General features: G+C 42.1%; 19 protein-coding genes. 10 read left to right on the top strand and 9 right to left on the bottom strand.

From position 1 onward, the window contains the following. Positions 1-28 precede the first annotated feature (28 nt). Positions 29-1,084 carry a C45 family autoproteolytic acyltransferase/hydolase gene (locus ACKRAT_RS08165; protein WP_411842016.1) on the bottom strand — a complete coding sequence of 352 codons (1,056 nt, stop codon included), beginning with the start codon at positions 1,082-1,084 and terminating at the stop codon, positions 29-31. A 115-nt stretch (positions 1,085-1,199) separates the two neighbouring features. Between ACKRAT_RS08165 and ACKRAT_RS08160 the strand changes: the two genes are divergently transcribed. Next, positions 1,200-2,651, top strand: coding sequence for a carbon starvation protein A (locus tag ACKRAT_RS08160; protein WP_411842015.1), 1,452 nt, complete (start codon positions 1,200-1,202; stop codon positions 2,649-2,651). Between the two features lie 42 nt (positions 2,652-2,693). Here ACKRAT_RS08160 and ACKRAT_RS08155 read toward each other — a convergent pair whose 3' ends face one another. Further along, positions 2,694-3,257 carry a histidine phosphatase family protein gene (locus ACKRAT_RS08155; protein WP_411842014.1) on the bottom strand — a complete coding sequence of 188 codons (564 nt, stop codon included), beginning with the start codon at positions 3,255-3,257 and terminating at the stop codon, positions 2,694-2,696. A gap of 119 nt (positions 3,258-3,376) precedes the next feature. Here ACKRAT_RS08155 and ACKRAT_RS08150 point away from each other — a divergent pair, with 119 nt between their 5' ends. From ACKRAT_RS08150 to ACKRAT_RS08140, 3 genes are read left to right on the top strand one after another with little or no spacing between them, the layout of a single operon-like run. Next, positions 3,377-4,099: a metallophosphoesterase family protein gene (locus ACKRAT_RS08150; protein ID WP_411842013.1), complete on the top strand. Its 723-nt coding sequence runs from the start codon at positions 3,377-3,379 to the stop codon at positions 4,097-4,099. Continuing rightward, positions 4,100-4,597 (top strand): N-acetyltransferase family protein, encoded by a 498-nt coding sequence (locus ACKRAT_RS08145; protein ID WP_411842012.1) that lies wholly within the window; start codon positions 4,100-4,102, stop codon positions 4,595-4,597. 16 nt (positions 4,598-4,613) lie between these two features. Next, entirely contained in the window at positions 4,614-5,528 is a 915-nt protein-coding gene (locus ACKRAT_RS08140) for an alpha/beta hydrolase (protein WP_411842011.1), read from the top strand. A 26-nt stretch (positions 5,529-5,554) separates the two neighbouring features. Here ACKRAT_RS08140 and ACKRAT_RS08135 read toward each other — a convergent pair whose 3' ends face one another. After that, positions 5,555-5,761, bottom strand: a complete 207-nt coding sequence (locus ACKRAT_RS08135) for a hypothetical protein (protein WP_411842010.1) — start codon at positions 5,759-5,761, stop codon at positions 5,555-5,557. A 95-nt stretch (positions 5,762-5,856) separates the two neighbouring features. Between ACKRAT_RS08135 and ACKRAT_RS08130 the strand changes: the two genes are divergently transcribed. Beyond that, positions 5,857-6,486: an N-acetyltransferase family protein gene (locus ACKRAT_RS08130; protein ID WP_411842009.1), complete on the top strand. Its 630-nt coding sequence runs from the start codon at positions 5,857-5,859 to the stop codon at positions 6,484-6,486. A 26-nt stretch (positions 6,487-6,512) separates the two neighbouring features. Here the strand turns inward: ACKRAT_RS08130 and ACKRAT_RS08125 are convergent, their stop codons facing one another. Further along, complete coding sequence (locus ACKRAT_RS08125) at positions 6,513-8,045, bottom strand: BCCT family transporter (protein ID WP_411842008.1); 1,533 nt, start codon at positions 8,043-8,045, stop codon at positions 6,513-6,515. Positions 8,046-8,206: 161 nt separating this feature from the next. Between ACKRAT_RS08125 and ACKRAT_RS08120 the strand changes: the two genes are divergently transcribed. Next, positions 8,207-8,563, top strand: coding sequence for an STAS/SEC14 domain-containing protein (locus ACKRAT_RS08120; protein WP_411842007.1), 357 nt, complete (start codon positions 8,207-8,209; stop codon positions 8,561-8,563). A 7-nt stretch (positions 8,564-8,570) separates the two neighbouring features. Here the strand turns inward: ACKRAT_RS08120 and ACKRAT_RS08115 are convergent, their stop codons facing one another. Then, complete coding sequence (locus ACKRAT_RS08115; protein WP_411842006.1) at positions 8,571-9,305, bottom strand: YqjF family protein; 735 nt, start codon at positions 9,303-9,305, stop codon at positions 8,571-8,573. Between the two features lie 141 nt (positions 9,306-9,446). On the opposite strand from ACKRAT_RS08115, the gene ACKRAT_RS08110 reads away from it, so the two are divergent. The 3 genes from ACKRAT_RS08110 (at position 9,447) to ACKRAT_RS08100 (ending at position 10,653) form a co-directional block, all read left to right on the top strand. Beyond that, the gene (locus ACKRAT_RS08110) at positions 9,447-9,626 is read left to right on the top strand and encodes a DUF2512 family protein (RefSeq protein ID WP_411842005.1); all 180 of its coding nucleotides are present in this window, start codon (positions 9,447-9,449) and stop codon (positions 9,624-9,626) included. Next, positions 9,623-9,826 carry a DUF2512 family protein gene (locus ACKRAT_RS08105; RefSeq protein ID WP_411842004.1) on the top strand — a complete coding sequence of 68 codons (204 nt, stop codon included), beginning with the start codon at positions 9,623-9,625 and terminating at the stop codon, positions 9,824-9,826. The genes ACKRAT_RS08110 and ACKRAT_RS08105 overlap by 4 nt, the downstream gene beginning before the upstream one ends. 122 nt (positions 9,827-9,948) lie before the next feature. Further along, the gene (locus tag ACKRAT_RS08100; protein WP_411842003.1) at positions 9,949-10,653 is read left to right on the top strand and encodes a DUF421 domain-containing protein; all 705 of its coding nucleotides are present in this window, start codon (positions 9,949-9,951) and stop codon (positions 10,651-10,653) included. A 17-nt stretch (positions 10,654-10,670) separates the two neighbouring features. On the opposite strand, the gene ACKRAT_RS08095 is transcribed toward ACKRAT_RS08100, so the two are convergent. Both ACKRAT_RS08095 and ACKRAT_RS08090 read right to left on the bottom strand, forming a co-directional pair. Next, positions 10,671-11,825, bottom strand: coding sequence for an acyl-CoA dehydrogenase family protein (locus ACKRAT_RS08095; RefSeq protein ID WP_411842002.1), 1,155 nt, complete (start codon positions 11,823-11,825; stop codon positions 10,671-10,673). Positions 11,826-11,952: 127 nt separating this feature from the next. After that, the gene (locus tag ACKRAT_RS08090; RefSeq protein WP_411842001.1) at positions 11,953-12,375 is read right to left on the bottom strand and encodes a hypothetical protein; all 423 of its coding nucleotides are present in this window, start codon (positions 12,373-12,375) and stop codon (positions 11,953-11,955) included. 185 nt (positions 12,376-12,560) lie between these two features. Between ACKRAT_RS08090 and ACKRAT_RS08085 the strand changes: the two genes are divergently transcribed. Further along, positions 12,561-13,460, top strand: a complete 900-nt coding sequence (locus ACKRAT_RS08085; RefSeq protein WP_411844433.1) for a cation diffusion facilitator family transporter — start codon at positions 12,561-12,563, stop codon at positions 13,458-13,460. 595 nt (positions 13,461-14,055) lie between these two features. Here ACKRAT_RS08085 and ACKRAT_RS08080 read toward each other — a convergent pair. Together ACKRAT_RS08080 and rpsD are read right to left on the bottom strand one after the other, a co-directional pair. Next, positions 14,056-14,451, bottom strand: a complete 396-nt coding sequence (locus tag ACKRAT_RS08080) for a hypothetical protein (protein ID WP_411842000.1) — start codon at positions 14,449-14,451, stop codon at positions 14,056-14,058. Between the two features lie 116 nt (positions 14,452-14,567). Beyond that, the gene (gene rpsD / locus ACKRAT_RS08075) at positions 14,568-15,170 is read right to left on the bottom strand and encodes a 30S ribosomal protein S4 (protein ID WP_411841999.1); all 603 of its coding nucleotides are present in this window, start codon (positions 15,168-15,170) and stop codon (positions 14,568-14,570) included. Positions 15,171-15,224 lie beyond the last annotated feature (54 nt).

Below are 15,224 nucleotides of genomic sequence, written 5' to 3'. Positions count from 1 at the left end.
CGTATTCAGAAATGCGGTTTTTTTCATATCATATACGGTTTTTGGCCGTCTGCCAATCTGCATTTGTGAATTTTAAACCGGTATCGAGGGAGCCTTTAATCTCTTTTTGTCCAATCGGATTCCCTTTGAGCCAGGCGCCAAAGTCGAACTCATCCAGTACCGTATTCTCTCCCAGACGGATGCCGGCAATGAGGTTGCTTTTATCATAGAAGGAAGTGTGTATCGTACCTGCCCAGCTCTTATAATTATCGACGAACAGACCATATTTGCGATCGGTGAACAATTCGATCAGTTCTTCTTTTGACGGAGCGCTGAATCCTTCGAGTATCGTCAAACGTTCCAGAGAATCGACCAAGTATCTGCGGTTTTCCTTGTCCAGTGTCTCATAATGATTCGTGCATATATTTGCCTGCCTGAATGCAATATCCCTTGCAGAAGTTTCGGCGATGAAAGACTCATTGTTCTTATCCTGTACAATATAACTGAACCCGCCGCGGTGGGGGAGTTCTTTTAAAAGCTGCTTTGCATCGTCTGCATTCCTGCACACTTCAAGAATGAAACGCCCGATGATAAAACAGGTGAATCCGTCAAACGGCTGCTTTCGATTCATGAAGTTATAAGACATGATGAGGCCATGCTCATTCATTCCATCCATCCGGCCGGTCACCCTCGATGCCGGTCCGATATGTGCAAACCCTTTATCCGGCTGGAACAGCTTGTACATTCCGTCATAAGTATTCGGATGATAATCATAATTCCTTATAAAGTTATTGTTATCGAGATAGACACTGCATCCTGAATCTCTGGGAGAGACTCTGTAATGGGCCAGGTTCAGAAGGACTTCTCTATCAGTGATTTTCAATTGATCCTGGATACCCATGAGTTCATCCCAGATATAGGGGGCGAACCGCATATAGAGTTCCTTCGTTTCCTTGTAATCCAGATCGAACTTCGGCCGTCTTTTAATCCATTCATATGCTCTGTTCTCCATGTATGGCGTCTCTTTCAGCCATTCGGCCTGCCTGATGCCATAGTCATAATGATTCCCGCGAAATTCCTGTATATCGGCAATAATAGTCTGCATGATTTTTATTTACTCCTAAATATAGTTTAATATAGTTTTGAAAAAACGTTTTCATTAGTGATACAATTATATTTCATTTCAATTTACATAATATTTTAACATAGGAGGCATTTTTTTGATTACGTTTTTTATTTCCATCATTCTTTTAATCGTCGGCTATTTTACATACGGTAAATACATCGACAAGATGTTCGGTCCTAAAAATGACCGTCCTACGCCGGCCCATGATCAGACAGACGGGGTGGACTATATTCCGATGAGTACACCTAAAAATTCAATGATCCAGCTGCTGAATATTGCCGGTGTCGGTCCGATTTTCGGCCCGATCATGGGGGCATTGTACGGTCCCGTGGCTTTTATATGGATTGTGATCGGTTCCATATTCGCCGGAGCGGTACACGACTATTTAACCGGTATGATCTCAATCCGTAATAAAGGGGCACATCTGCCTGCACTCGCCAGTAAATTTTTAGGGGATGGCATGAAGCACGTTGTTAACCTGTTTACCCTGTTGCTTCTCGTACTTGTAGGAACAGTGTTTGTCACATCTCCGGCCATTTTGCTTCATTCATTAATGGATGGCAGAATAGCTCTCGGAATTATTCTGGCAGTAATTTTTCTGTATTATTTCCTTTCAACAATTTTACCGATTGATAAGATTATCGGGACGATATATCCGTTCCTGGGTGCGATTCTTTTAATAAGCGCAATTGGGATCGGTTTCAGGCTGGTTCAGACCGGTGCACCGATTCCGGAACTGACATTATCAAACATGCATCCGGATAACGCACCAATTTTCCCGCTGTTATTCTTTACAATCACCTGCGGTGCCCTGTCCGGCTTCCATGCAACACAGTCACCGATCATTTCCAGAACAACCCAGAAAGAATCAAACGGGCGTCAGATTTTTTACGGCATGATGATTGCTGAAGGAGTCATTGCCATGGTCTGGGCAGCGGCAGCGATGAGTATGTTTGATGGATACGGCGGTCTTTCACAGGTGCTGGCACAGGGTGAAGCGGCACTTGTGGTATCTGAAGCTTCGACATTACTACTCGGCTCGGTCTTTGGTACGATTGCGATACTCGGTGTGATCGTCCTGCCGATTACGAGTGGAGATACTGCATTCAGAAGTGCAAGAATGATTGTAGCCGACTATTTCTCCATTTCCCAGCAAAAATACTGGAAGAGATTTGCAATAGCGGTTCCTATGTTTGTAATCAGCTATGGGCTGACTCAAATTGACTTTACCATTTTGTGGAGGTATTTCTCCTGGGCGAACCAGATGACTTCAGTTATTGCGTTATGGGTGGGGGTCATGTACCTGCTGCTTGCTAAGAAAAATCACTGGGTCGCAACGATACCTGCGATCTTCATGACTTTCAATGTGGTCACTTATATACTGTATGCACAAATCGGTTTCGGACTGGATTTGAATGTGTCCTATGCCGGTGGCGTAGTGGGAACAATCTTATGGATTGCTTACTTTTACCGTATTTACAGGAAAACAGTCGGCCAGGAGGATTTCCTCCTCGATTATCCGATTCCTGCTAAAGCAAAAGCATGAAAATAAGGTTCAGGTCAGTTGACCTGAACCTTATTTTTTAGATCAATTGGAGCTGGCAATATTATAGTCATTAACAGTCCAGTTGGAATCGATACATTCTATATGGCTCAAACTGCAGTTATCCAACTTTGTTTCGAACATATGAATTTCATCACTGTAGAGTGACAGGATGGATTTGATTGTTCTTGAGTGTGCCGTTAATAGTATATGTTTATTCGGATACTTCTCTTCGATTTCCTTTATCGCTTTTGCCACTCTGTTCGATAATGATTCGAAAGATTCAGCGCCGGGGAAGATGCCATCGGGATATTTTTCCTGAATATCATCGATATGATTTCCTTCAAGAGGACCGAAGTATTGTTCTTTTAATTCATCCATCGTCTCAATTTCCAGACCATGATATTCATTTATGATTTCAGCAGTTCTGTAAGCCCTGATCAGAGGGCTCGAGATGATTGCATCAAAGTCATAGTCCTTTAACTTTTCGCGTGCAGATTCAGCCTGGGATTCCCCTTCGGCATTAAGCGGGATATCAGAAGACCCCTGTAATTTTCTTTGTGCATTATATTCTGTAAGTCCGTGCCTCACTAAACAAATTCTTGTCATGGTTTCACCTCATGAATAGTTATATATACATCTTAACATGTTAAATAAAATTTAGGTGCTGTGCTGAATCTTTGATAAAATAGGAATGAATAGTGAATGCGTACTGACGGAGGGATTTAGTGGGAGTGAGGATTGCAGTCATTTCTGACATACATGGTAACCATTACGCACTGTCTAAAGTGCTTGAAGATATTAAAGAATCAGATGTGGATGAAATTTATTGTTTGGGCGATATAGTATCTCTGGGACATCAGACTGATAAAGTGATGGATACTTTAAATCAACTGGAAAATATGAAATTCATCCAGGGTAATCATGACGATGAAGTTGTTAAAGCGTTTAAAGGGAAAACATCCGAGATTAAGGGACCGGAACATGAACATCATCTATATATTGCTGAGCACATTTGTTTGGAATATATACAGAAGCTGGAGAGATTGCGATTGACAGCAACAGCGGAAATATACGGACATAATATTTTAATGACACATTATCATCTGGACGGTAACGGCCTGTATCTGCCTATTGATGAAAAACCAACACTTGCAAGTCTGCAAAAACATTATGATAATAGTCAGTATGATGTGATTTTATTCGGGCATGATCATATGACTCTGCATATTGAGGATGAAAACCGGCTATTTATAAATCCTGGTGCACTAGGAGTGACAGTCGATGAATTCAGTCCGTATACCATAATGGAGTTTGGGTCTGATGGTGCCATAGACCTTGAATTTAAAAAAGTTTCATATGACCGCGATTCATTTGTCAAAGAACTAAGAAATGAAAATCCCCCTGCGTTGGATTTCATATTAAAAGTACTGTTAAAGGAAGAAGGCTAGATGATGGAAATTCGACCGATTGAAATGAAAGATATTGAAAGTTTTTTAAACTTGCTGGCATCACTGGACTCATCCGGTTTCGGTGGTTTTAGCGGAGATGGGATATTGTCTGTTTCAAATACTGAAAACCTGTTCTCAAATGTTCTCCAGGACCCAAGGAAACAAATTCTGATTGCATTGGATGAAGAAGAGATAACAGGATATATGAGTTTATTTGGCAATAATGTTGATATGACGAAGCATCGTGCGAATGTTTCACTAGGTATTAAAGATGTGGCCAATCAGAATCGTATCGGAAAAGATTTGTTGAATGCCGGGATTAAGTGGGCCGGCAATAATGATATATACCGGCTGGAATTATCTTTGCCTGTAAATCGGACAAGTATGATCGAATTATACAAAACACTTGGATTTTTAACGGAAGGTGAGCGCATTGATTCACTTTATATGGAGGGTGAATATATTAATGAGCTTTATCTGTACCGGCTGATTAACTAATGGAGGAACACAACATATGATTTTACAAAGTTTTTATATAGGCGATAAACATGCAGAAGTCACAATGATGTTAAGTGATAATCCGATCCACCAGAAAGAAGGCAGGCCGGCGGTTGTCATTTGTCCCGGGGGCAGTTATATGTATGTGTCGGACAGGGAAGCGGAACCGGTGGCATATGAATTTTTAGCCAAAGGATATCATGTATTTATACTCAGATATTCAACAATCGGTTCAGCGATGCGGAGAGAGAATAGAGGCACAGACAGAGATGAATTATATCAAGCTGCATCAATGGTGGGGGATGATGAAGTCCTCGGTTCGGAATTCCCGGGACCGCTTGTTGAGCTTGCCAGGACAATGACGTTCATTCGGGAAAATTGTCATGAGTTCAACGTAAATCCGGATAAAATCGGTGTCGTTGGATTTTCTGCCGGAGGGCACCTGGCAGCAAGTCTCGGAGTGCATTGGAATGCTGAATGGCTTCAGGAGGCAGTGGGAGAGGAATCAAGATGGTATCGTCCAAATTTCCAGGTGCTGAGTTATCCTATCTTAGATTACATGCTCAATAAAGAAATCGCTGAAGCGCGTGGAATTGGTGACCCTAAATACATGTCGACTGCTTCCAGAATGGTATTCGGAAGCGAACCGGATGAAGATTTAGTTCAGAAAGCAGACGTAAAGGAATACGTTTCGCCGGATACACCACCCACTTTTATATGGCACACGGTTAAAGATCAGCTCGTATTTATACAAAATTCCCTCGAATTTGCGAAAGCGCTGGAATCGCATCGTGTGCCATGGGAACTTCATACTTTCCAGGAGGGCCAGCATGGTCTGAGCCTGGCGACAAACGTGACTGGGATCGAAGAAGCGAGAGCAGGTGAATGGGTAAAACTGATGTTCAGCTGGCTGGATATAAACTTGAAATAGTATAAATCAAAAAAAGACGCCGAATTTCAGCGTCTTTTATAATGGAGCTTAAATTGAGTGAAAGTTTCCGTATGACTCGGATAAATAAATTGTACAAATTTTGTACTGTCTTCCTCTGTCATTTCCTGGCTTATATATGAAGCTTTGATGCTGTCTTTAACCTTGTCATTGCGGATGAATCTGAAATCTGTCTCGTTGTTCGTGCTGTCCTTGACCTTAACTATAATTGCCATATGCACCAACTCCTCATAGATAATATAGCCCTTTATGATAAAAAGTAAACATGGGTAATAATTGAACTATCGAAATTTTAAAGGATGTGACTGTCATGAAATTCAGAGATTTAAGCTTAAGTGACCTGGATGCTGTTCTGGAATTACAGAATGCTGTCTATGATTCATTGGAAGACAAGGAAGTGCTTCAAATATTGACGAGAGAGGAATTTGAAGGAGTAATCAACCAGGGTTATATAATTGGAGTATTCAAAGGGCAGTCATTGGTAGCTACGCGTTCCATGTATATCCCGCAGGTTGATGAAGAAGAGCATTTGGCAGACGATGCCAAAATCCAGAACAAGGAACGTGTCATTTATTCGGAAATCACTTTTATCGATCCCGCTTCAAGGGGGCAGGGCCTGCAGACGAAAATGGGAGAGGCATTAATACAGCGCGTCAGGGAATCGGGCAACTTTGATCATATATTAACTACAGTAATGCCGACTAATATACCCAGTCTGAAGGATAAATTTAAACTTGGTTTCAAAATAGTGAAAACCACTTATAAATATGGCGGCAAAAAACGCCATGTACTGCTGCTTGATCTTTTAAATGAAATCGAATTAATCGGTGAAGCCAAAAAGATACATTTTGAAGATACAGAATGGATGTTAAATAACAGTGAGTATTATATCGGGGACAGTTTAACAGATAAGTACATTAATTATTATAAGAAGAAATAATAAATAAAAAGAAGAGGAAGATTGGCTTACCAATCTTCCTCTTCTTTGACTTTCTGGTTTTCCCTGCCTGTTTCCCACAGACTTTTGTACAGTGAGACCATCATGAAAATCATTATGACCGCAAATGGAAGTGCCGTAATGGTTGCTACGGATTGCAGACCATCTATTCCGCCACTGATAAGAAGGACGGAAGCGATAGATGAGAGCAGTATACCCCAGATTATAAGCACTTTTTTAGAAGGATCGAGTTTTCCGGAAGATGTGAATACACTCAATACATATGTCGCGGAATTCGCTGAAGTTATAAAGAATATCCCGATCAGTACCAGAGCGATGATATTCAATAAGATGGAAGCCGGGAATTGATCGAGCAGCAGGAAAAGCCCGGCTTCGGGAGTTTTATACACCTGATCTGAAATGGACATCTGTCCCTGCATTTCCATGAATAATCCACTCCCGCCAAAAGCGACAAACCATACAAGTGTGGCGACTGCGGGTACGATGAGTACGCCAAACATGAATTCCCCGAGCGTGCGGCCTTTTGAAACACGGGCGATGAAAGTACCTACAAACGGACTCCATGAGATGAGCCAGGCCCAATAGAAAAGCGTCCAGTTACTCATCCATTCATTCCCATCGCTGTAAGGAGCGGTGTCGAATGACATTTCAAAAAGATTGCTTCCGTATTGTCCCAATGTCCTTGAGACATGCTCGATTAGATAGGTTGTCGGTCCAAGTATGATGACAGCACCGAGCAGCAACGCTGCTATGATAAGGTTGGTTACACTTAAATATTTCATTCCTTTGTTGACACCGGTTACGGCAGAAAGCAGAAATATTACTGTCACAACCGTGATGATAGCCAGTTGTGTAATGTTGTTATTCGGCAGCCCGAAGACATGCTCCAGCCCGACACCAAACTGCATCGCACTGAGTCCCAAAGAAGTGGCTATACCGACAGTCGTTGCAAGTACTGCTGAAATATCAATCACTTTGCCCGGCCAACGGTAAATGTTTTCACCGATCAACGGATAAAAAGTTGAACTTATGAGGCCCGGAAGGTCTTTTCTGAATTTGGCAAAAGCCAGTGCAAGGGCGACGACGGAATATATAGCCCATGGATGTATCCCCCAATGGAAGACGCTGTACAATAGACTCTGTTCAGCGGCAATCTTTGTCTTCGGTTCGGTGCCAGGAGGAGGCTCAGCAAAATGGGACAAGGGGTCGGCCGTTCCCCAGAAAACCAGACCTACACCCATGCCGGCCGCGAATAACATGCCAATCCATTCGAAATATCTGTATTCCGGTTTATCCTCTTTCTTTCCAAGTTTCATCTGTCTGTAGGGGCCTACACCGAGATATAGACAAAATATTATGAACAGCGCTGTTGAAACCACATAAAACCAACCGAGCTCAGCAATGATGAAATCCATGATGCTACCGGTGATTTTAATCATCTGTTCAGGTGCAATCGCACCCCATATCACAACCATTACTACAATGAACACAGAAATTGATTGGACGATATTCTCTTTAAACAGTGCTGAAAGACGCCGCAAGGTAAGACACCTCCATAAAAAAATAGCATAGTATTTTATCTATTCCTTAATACAGTATAGAATAAACGATTTTATACGGATTTTACATATAAACAGCGTTTCTGTTTAATTCAAAAGGGTAGGAGTGTAATTGAGTGAGTAAATTTCGAGGAGGGATAGACGTGATTAAAATTCGTGAAAGTGAGTATTCAAACGTCATTCATATGGAAGTGGACGGGAAAGTGACTGAAGAAGATGCAGAGAAATCTGAAACATTCATGAACGAACACTATGAAGAAAATGCATCGATAAATGCACTGGTGGATGTAAAGAATCTTGGAGGTACGGATCTTGGCGGTCTCTTGAAAGGGACACTCATAGATATTAAGCATTGGAAGCAATATGGGAAATTTGCCGTAATTACCGATTCGGCATGGATCGAAGGCGGTGCAGATGCAGCCAACGCAGCGCCGGGGATTGAAGTAAAACAATTTGACAGAGCGCAAATGGATCAGGCCTGGGAATGGCTGAAAAAATAACATCCGCTTAATTTTTTTTCAAAGGCCAGAAAAGGACATCGAGTGATTCGACGTAGTGGGCATGCGTTGGTGCTCCTTCAATATCTCCCGGCAGCAAAGAATTGATTCCGTGTTTATCATAGACGACAGAAGCTTTGGCCGGTTTCCATGGTAAATGGTGGATGCCGATTTGGGTAACAGCCCCTTTTACAGTATTAAACAGGTAATACCGTTCAAACAGCCAGTAATCCAGAGAACCAGTGGAGGGGAAGCCGGGTTCGGATACCGATTTATATCTCCCTTTGAAGTACGCCTTTGCACCATGCTGGCGGCAGCTTGAATAGTGTGTCCATCCATCTTTTTTTACTGCTTTCATCTTCGCTTTAAAATAAGGCAGAGTACCCAGACGGGCGCCCAGTACCGGTATTGTTTTGGCTGCATCCAGGCTGAAGAAATACACACCTGGTATACTTTGATGTTTAACATAAGTTCTTACATTCACTTCTAAAAAATGATGCAGATATGGAAACTTCGGCAGTATTCTCAACTGCAGGCCCTGAACTTTAAATGTGAAGACAGAAATCCATGCATAGCCGTCATATATATCCAGTTCCAGATCGTCGGGCACATGGGGGGATAATTCTTCCGGTTTCACCGGGATATGCATACACATCAAATTCTGCCAATTTTGATACATGCCCCATGGACCTTCAGGCAGCGGCGCATTTCTGTGGGCAATGTAATCCAGCAATTTTTGTTTCATAGTAAGCCTCCATTCATTATTATCTCTATATCCTTGTATGACTCTGGACAAACCCCTGGGGACAGGAGAGGAATATGTTTTATGCATATAGTCGGGGGTACAGATTAAAGAATGAAAATTCAGATGGATGGAGGCAAATTGATGGAACATTTAAAAGCAATGGCGATCAAGGGTGTAATGACTCTTGTGGTATTGTGGGTCATACTCGGCGCAATTTACGGTATGTCATTTTGGCCGATGATTCTTTTGACTACGATAGTGCTCGGCATAATTTCTTATTTTGCCGGTGACCTTGGCATATTGCGGCAGCCGGTAATATGATGGCTACCTTATCTGATCTGGTCCTCTCGTTTTTTGTCATATGGCTTCTTGGAATGTGGCTGACTGATGCTACAGGCGGCACTGCAGCTATGGCGGCAATAGTTTCAGCAATAGTTATTGGGATAGGAGAATATGCTTTCCACATTTATATGCTGAAAAGCGGACCGATTGCCCGTAGAGACACGGATGGCAGAGTGTAGTGACAAGTGTTTCTAATAATTCTTTCAATATAAAATGGACCCCGCTCATGTTTAAGAAAACAGCATCGGGGTCTTATAGTTAGCAGATGTCTTTTTAAATATAATAGAAAAAGGTGAGTAAAATGGAAGATATGCTTACTTATGCGGTCAAACTTACCACAGGGCTAATCGGTGTAATGATTGTGCTGCGGATTCTCGGCAAAAAAGAGATGGCCCAGATTACACCGCTTGATTTCGTATATGCCCTTATTTTGGGGAGTGTCATTGAAGAAGCATTGTATGAAACGACAATGCCATTCTATGAGATGCTTTTTGCGCTCGCCTACTGGGCACTGTTGATCTTCCTGGTTGAAAAATTTGCTCTGAAAAATGAGCGTTTCAGAAGACTTTCCAAAGGTGCACCGGATCTGCTGATCAATGATGGAAACCTGGATACAAAAGTAATGGAAAAAAATAATATGGATGTTGATGAAGTAAGGCAGCTGCTCAGGCTTCAGGGTGTCTTTTCACTGCGAAATGTCAGATATGCCATTTTGGAAAACAGCGGGCGGCTCTCCGTAATGCAATATTCAGCAGACGAACCGATCAGCCGTGGAGAAATGAAAGATGATTTTGCAGAAAATGAACTCAGTTATCTTTTGGTTGATGGGGGTGAAATTGAATACAATTCATTAAAAAATGCGGGTTATGACGAAGAGTGGCTGAAGCGGAAAATAAAAGAAGAGACAGATGCTGAAATTGAAGATATTTATTTTGTCGAATGGAATGAAAATAAAGGATTATTCATTCAGGAGAAACAAAAAATCATGTCGGAGCGTGTCATTTAACCACTCCGGCATGATTTTTATATGAATTTAGAAATGGATTGATTGGCAAGATGGACGATGGTCATATCATCCATCGGCGGGTTGTGGAGCCCGGCACGGACATCCCGGTAATATCGCTGCAAACGGCTTTTCTCAGACAGGCTTTTTGCACCGACGATTCTCATTGAGAGATCGACGATTTCTATCGCTTTATTAACGACAGAGAGTTTCACTGCACCGAGTTCCGGTCCCATCATAAGTCTCGCTTCTTCATCTGCATCATCCCACTTTTCTGCAACGGAATATAGCAGATGGTCGGATTCCAGGATGGCCAGTTCGATTTCACCTATTTTTTGTTTTACATTCGGTAAATCGGATATTGTGCCTTCAATGCTGTTCGGTGAATACTCGGTCGCAAAAGAGACTGCTGCATCCCGGGCGGCTTTTGCGATGCCTAAATAGCATGCAGGAATATGCAGGAGCCAGCCTGCGGGTCTTTTTTGGCCGCCGGTTCTGTAAACGACAAGGTCATCTTCATCGACCTGAACATTATCCATGACAATATCATGGCTGCCTGAGCCTTTCATAGCAATGGAATCCCAGGTTTCATCTACCGATAATCCATCTCTGTCATTTCTGATCAGGAAATCGGCAACCGCTTCGGTACCATCAACTGAAGCACTGACAACGAAGTAAGTGAGGATGGGGGAGAGTGTGGTGAATGATTTCCGGCCGTTAATCAGCCAGCCGTCATCATTTTTCTCTGCTGTAGTCTCAGGACGGCCGCCTCTGGTCGGGCTGCCTGTTGCAGGTTCGGTTGCTGCGTTATTTAAAAGTGCCCCTGTTCGAGCAGTATCTCTGGCCACTTCGGCATATTTTTCTTCTTCCCAAGTATTATATTCACCCATATCCTTCATGATTCCCATATGCCATCCGATTGACAAACCGGTTGAGCCATCTGCCTTAGAAATCAGCTCCTGGTATTTAAGCATCTCTTTTAAACCGATTGCTGCTCCGCCATACTTTGTTGGGACAGTGAGGGCAGGATACCCGATGGACTTAAGGTCCTCAAAATTTTCAAATGGAAACTTTCCATGTTTATCATTTTCATCTGCACGGTCAGCAAATGGTTCGATTGTTTTTGCCAGAAGCTCAATACGTTCTTCGATCGAGCCTGATTCAATTATGTTCAAAGAAAAAACCTCCAATTATTCATAAAGCTTACTGTTAAGCCAGGGATTACAATACATTATATTATTCCACTTATTAATACTTGTTTCAAATGAACCGCATAATAAAAGCAGCCAAAAACGGCTGCTTTTATTCTACACTAATATTTTCACTGGTATGTTCGTGCAAGTCCTCCGGGCCGTTCACGTGAATGACTGTTTCGTAACTGCCAGGTTCGAGTGTAGATGCATCAGCAGTATAGTTTCCGTCACCCTCATGTTCTGTTTTCAGCCATACAGTTGCATCTTCGTCTTCCCGATGCACGACTTCGAACCTCACACGATCAGCTTCATACCGTTTGCCCTCCTGAGTAAGGAGTACTGACATTTCATCATTTTCGTATGTAAATTCCATATCCAGACTTGCAGAATGGGCATGTCCCTCCTCGGCATTTTCTTCTTCATGAGCATGTAATTCTTCAGTGTTTTCCTCAGTTTTTTCCGTGGAATCAGTATCATTTGAACAGGCACCCAGGGCAAATACGAGTGCTGGAATCATCAGTAATTTTTTCATAGATATATCCCCCCTAAACCGAAAATAGTCCTATATTGATAATAGCATCTGAAATAAATGACTGTTGGTGGATTCTATGTCGGTTTTATGAATGATTCAACAACCGGGAAATATACTATATTCACAGGAATTGATATACTTATATTAAGGTGAATTTAGAAGACAGATTTGAAGAGGTGAGGATGATGGAACAGGATCATCATGACCACACACACGGAACCAATAAAAAGGCATTGCTGATCAGTTTTGTCTTAATTGGTTCATTCATGATTATCGAGGCGGTTGGGGGATGGCTTACAAACAGCCTGGCGCTTCTGGCGGATGCGGGGCATATGCTGAGCGATGCAGTATCTCTCGCAATTGCACTTGCCGCATTCAAGTTTGGCGAGAAGCTCGCCGATTACAGCAAGACATATGGATATAAGCGGTTTGAGATATTAGCCGCTGTATTCAACGGTGTGACATTGGTGCTCATATCCGTATTTATATTTTATGAAGCGATCGAGAGATTCATGGATCCGCCGGAAGTCGCTTCAACCGGAATGCTTCTAATTGCGGTTGTCGGTTTACTTGTCAATCTGCTCGTAGCATGGATATTGAAGAGAGGGGATACCGAACATAATTTAAATTTAAAAGCAGCGTTCCTCCATGTTATGGGAGACATGCTTGGTTCTATCGGAGCAATCATTGCAGCACTCAGCATCATGTTTTTTGGCTGGGGATTCATGGACCCATTGGCAAGTGTCATTGTTGCTGTACTCATTCTCATCAGCGGTTGGAGAGTTTCCCGGGAATCCCTGCATATTCTGATGGAGGGTGTACCGAAAAACATCAATATGGAAGATATAGTAGAATCACTCCTCAATATCGATAGGGTAGAGACTATTCACGGATTGCATGTATGGAGCATCACAAGCGGGCAGAATGCGATGAGCCTTCATGCAGTGGTGAAAGGTGATATGACCGTTCATGAATCTCAGAAGATTATTGAAGACATTGAAGAAAAGATGCAGGAGAGGGGAATTGACCAGGTAACTGTTCAGATTGAATGTAAGCATCACGGGCATGAAGATAGGCTGGTCTAGGAAAGGGAGATGTGTTTAAAGTGAATATTATAGAGAACAAGCCGGAAACTGAATTTTTGTTTACCCAGCTCATTGTATTGGGAATTTTGAATCTTATCACTTTTAGAAAGTTCGACAAGCTCGATGGCAAAGTGACACAACTGTTAGAGGAACTAAAAAACGTAAAATTATGACAGTGAGGTTTTAAAGTGTCATAGAAGGAGCCTTGAAGGCTCTTTTCTTTTGGAAAAGTATCCGATTTACAAATATATAATTAAATATAGAATTAGGAAAATTAAAGCAGTCACGCCTGTCAATATCCACAATTTCTTCGAACGCTTTTTACGTACCATGGTAAAAATGGAAGCGACGAGTAAAAAAACCGCAGCGACTCCTGAAATACCCCATAGAAACAGTAAAAGTGCAGCCATCGTTCTCACCCCCCTGTATTGATGATTTCAAATGATGCTATAATCTCTATACATATTTTTAACTTATACTATATATCCCACCTCAGTCTCGCTTTTAAACTTTTTAAGGGATATGGGGACGTTGGGATCACATTAAAAAAGACCTTGAACTCTGCTTGGGCAGAATTTAAGATCTTTGCAGTCGGCTACAGGTTCTCAAGAAGTCCAAGATGAGTTTTAATGGTCTTGATGGCCTTTTTATTCGATTTTTGTCTGATGAGCCCTTCAGCCGCATTCGAAAGAAGCTTTACTGTGGATTTGTTGCTGCTTTCGTTGATCTGTATATGTATAACAGCAGGATTTAAATTTTTGATACCTGTGCCGATGTTAAATAAGTGTTCATCTGCAGGCAGTTCCTCCATCTCGATTGGAACAGTAATATCCCGGATTGAATCCACTATTTCGTCTGCTGATTCATCCACTGTAAATTCTTCTTCAACCTGATCCAGTTTTACCATGAAATTGAATACGTTGCCTGCGCCGCTTTGTTTTTTCATAATTTCCGAAATGATCTCTTTGTATACGTCATCTGAAAGTTTCATAGTATTTCTCCTTTTGGTTAATATATATATCCCATCTTAGCACAAGAGGCCTATTTATTAAAAAGAGCCTCAACCCCGGATAGGGGTTGAGGCTCTTAAACTTATTAACAAAGTTATTATCTTGAGTAGTACTCAACGATCAACTGTTCGTTGATTTCTGCAGGAAGCTCAGAGCGTTCCGGCTGACGTACGAATGTACCTTCAAGTTTTTCTTCATCGAAAGTAAGGTATTCAGGTATAAAGTTGTTATACTCGATTGCTTCTTTAACGATGTCAAGGTTACGTGATTTTTCACGAAGACCAATAACTTGTCCTGGTTTCAACATGTAAGATGGGATATCTACACGTCCACCGTCTACAGTGATGTGACCGTGGTTTACAAGCTGACGCGCCTGACGGCGTGTTCTCGCAAGGCCGAGTTGGTAAACAGTTGCATCCAGACGGGAAGCAAGAAGGATCATGAAGTTTTCACCATGAACACCTTTCATTTTACCTGAACGGTCAAAGATTGTACGGAATTGACGTTCTGTAATACCGTACATGTAACGTAGTTTTTGTTTTTCTTGAAGCTGAAGTCCGTACTCGGATAATTTCTTTCTCTGAGTCGGTCCGTGGTCACCAGGCGCGTAAGGACGGCGCTCTAGTTCTTTACCAGTACCTGTCAGTGAAATACCAAGACGACGGGATTTTTTCCAGATGGAACCTGTGAATCGAGCCATTTTGACTCCTCCTTATTGTGTTTAGTTTATGCAACAAACATCATAAGGGTGATA

The sequence above is a fragment of the Salinicoccus sp. HZC-1 genome, from assembly GCF_046736035.1.
Taxonomy (GTDB): domain Bacteria; phylum Bacillota; class Bacilli; order Staphylococcales; family Salinicoccaceae; genus Salinicoccus.
This window is presented reverse-complemented; position numbering and strand designations above follow the sequence as displayed.

What these genes read in the sequence shown, in the direction of transcription:
- ACKRAT_RS08080 (WP_411842000.1), bottom strand. Translation starts at nt 14,451, where the DNA reads ATGAAACTTTCAGATGACGTATACAAAGAGATCATTTCGGAAATTATG.
- ACKRAT_RS08135 (WP_411842010.1), bottom strand. Translation starts at nt 5,761, where the DNA reads ATGGCAATTATAGTTAAGGTCAAGGACAGCACGAACAACGAGACAGAT.
- ACKRAT_RS08165 (WP_411842016.1), bottom strand. Translation starts at nt 1,084, where the DNA reads ATGCAGACTATTATTGCCGATATACAGGAATTTCGCGGGAATCATTAT.
- rpsD (WP_411841999.1), bottom strand. Translation starts at nt 15,170, where the DNA reads ATGGCTCGATTCACAGGTTCCATCTGGAAAAAATCCCGTCGTCTTGGT.
- ACKRAT_RS08145 (WP_411842012.1), top strand. Translation starts at nt 4,100, where the DNA reads ATGATGGAAATTCGACCGATTGAAATGAAAGATATTGAAAGTTTTTTA.
- ACKRAT_RS08155 (WP_411842014.1), bottom strand. Translation starts at nt 3,257, where the DNA reads ATGACAAGAATTTGTTTAGTGAGGCACGGACTTACAGAATATAATGCA.
- ACKRAT_RS08105 (WP_411842004.1), top strand. Translation starts at nt 9,623, where the DNA reads ATGATGGCTACCTTATCTGATCTGGTCCTCTCGTTTTTTGTCATATGG.
- ACKRAT_RS08140 (WP_411842011.1), top strand. Translation starts at nt 4,614, where the DNA reads ATGATTTTACAAAGTTTTTATATAGGCGATAAACATGCAGAAGTCACA.
- ACKRAT_RS08130 (WP_411842009.1), top strand. Translation starts at nt 5,857, where the DNA reads ATGAAATTCAGAGATTTAAGCTTAAGTGACCTGGATGCTGTTCTGGAA.
- ACKRAT_RS08115 (WP_411842006.1), bottom strand. Translation starts at nt 9,305, where the DNA reads ATGAAACAAAAATTGCTGGATTACATTGCCCACAGAAATGCGCCGCTG.
- ACKRAT_RS08090 (WP_411842001.1), bottom strand. Translation starts at nt 12,375, where the DNA reads ATGAAAAAATTACTGATGATTCCAGCACTCGTATTTGCCCTGGGTGCC.
- ACKRAT_RS08085 (WP_411844433.1), top strand. Translation starts at nt 12,561, where the DNA reads ATGGAACAGGATCATCATGACCACACACACGGAACCAATAAAAAGGCA.
- ACKRAT_RS08110 (WP_411842005.1), top strand. Translation starts at nt 9,447, where the DNA reads ATGGAACATTTAAAAGCAATGGCGATCAAGGGTGTAATGACTCTTGTG.
- ACKRAT_RS08100 (WP_411842003.1), top strand. Translation starts at nt 9,949, where the DNA reads ATGGAAGATATGCTTACTTATGCGGTCAAACTTACCACAGGGCTAATC.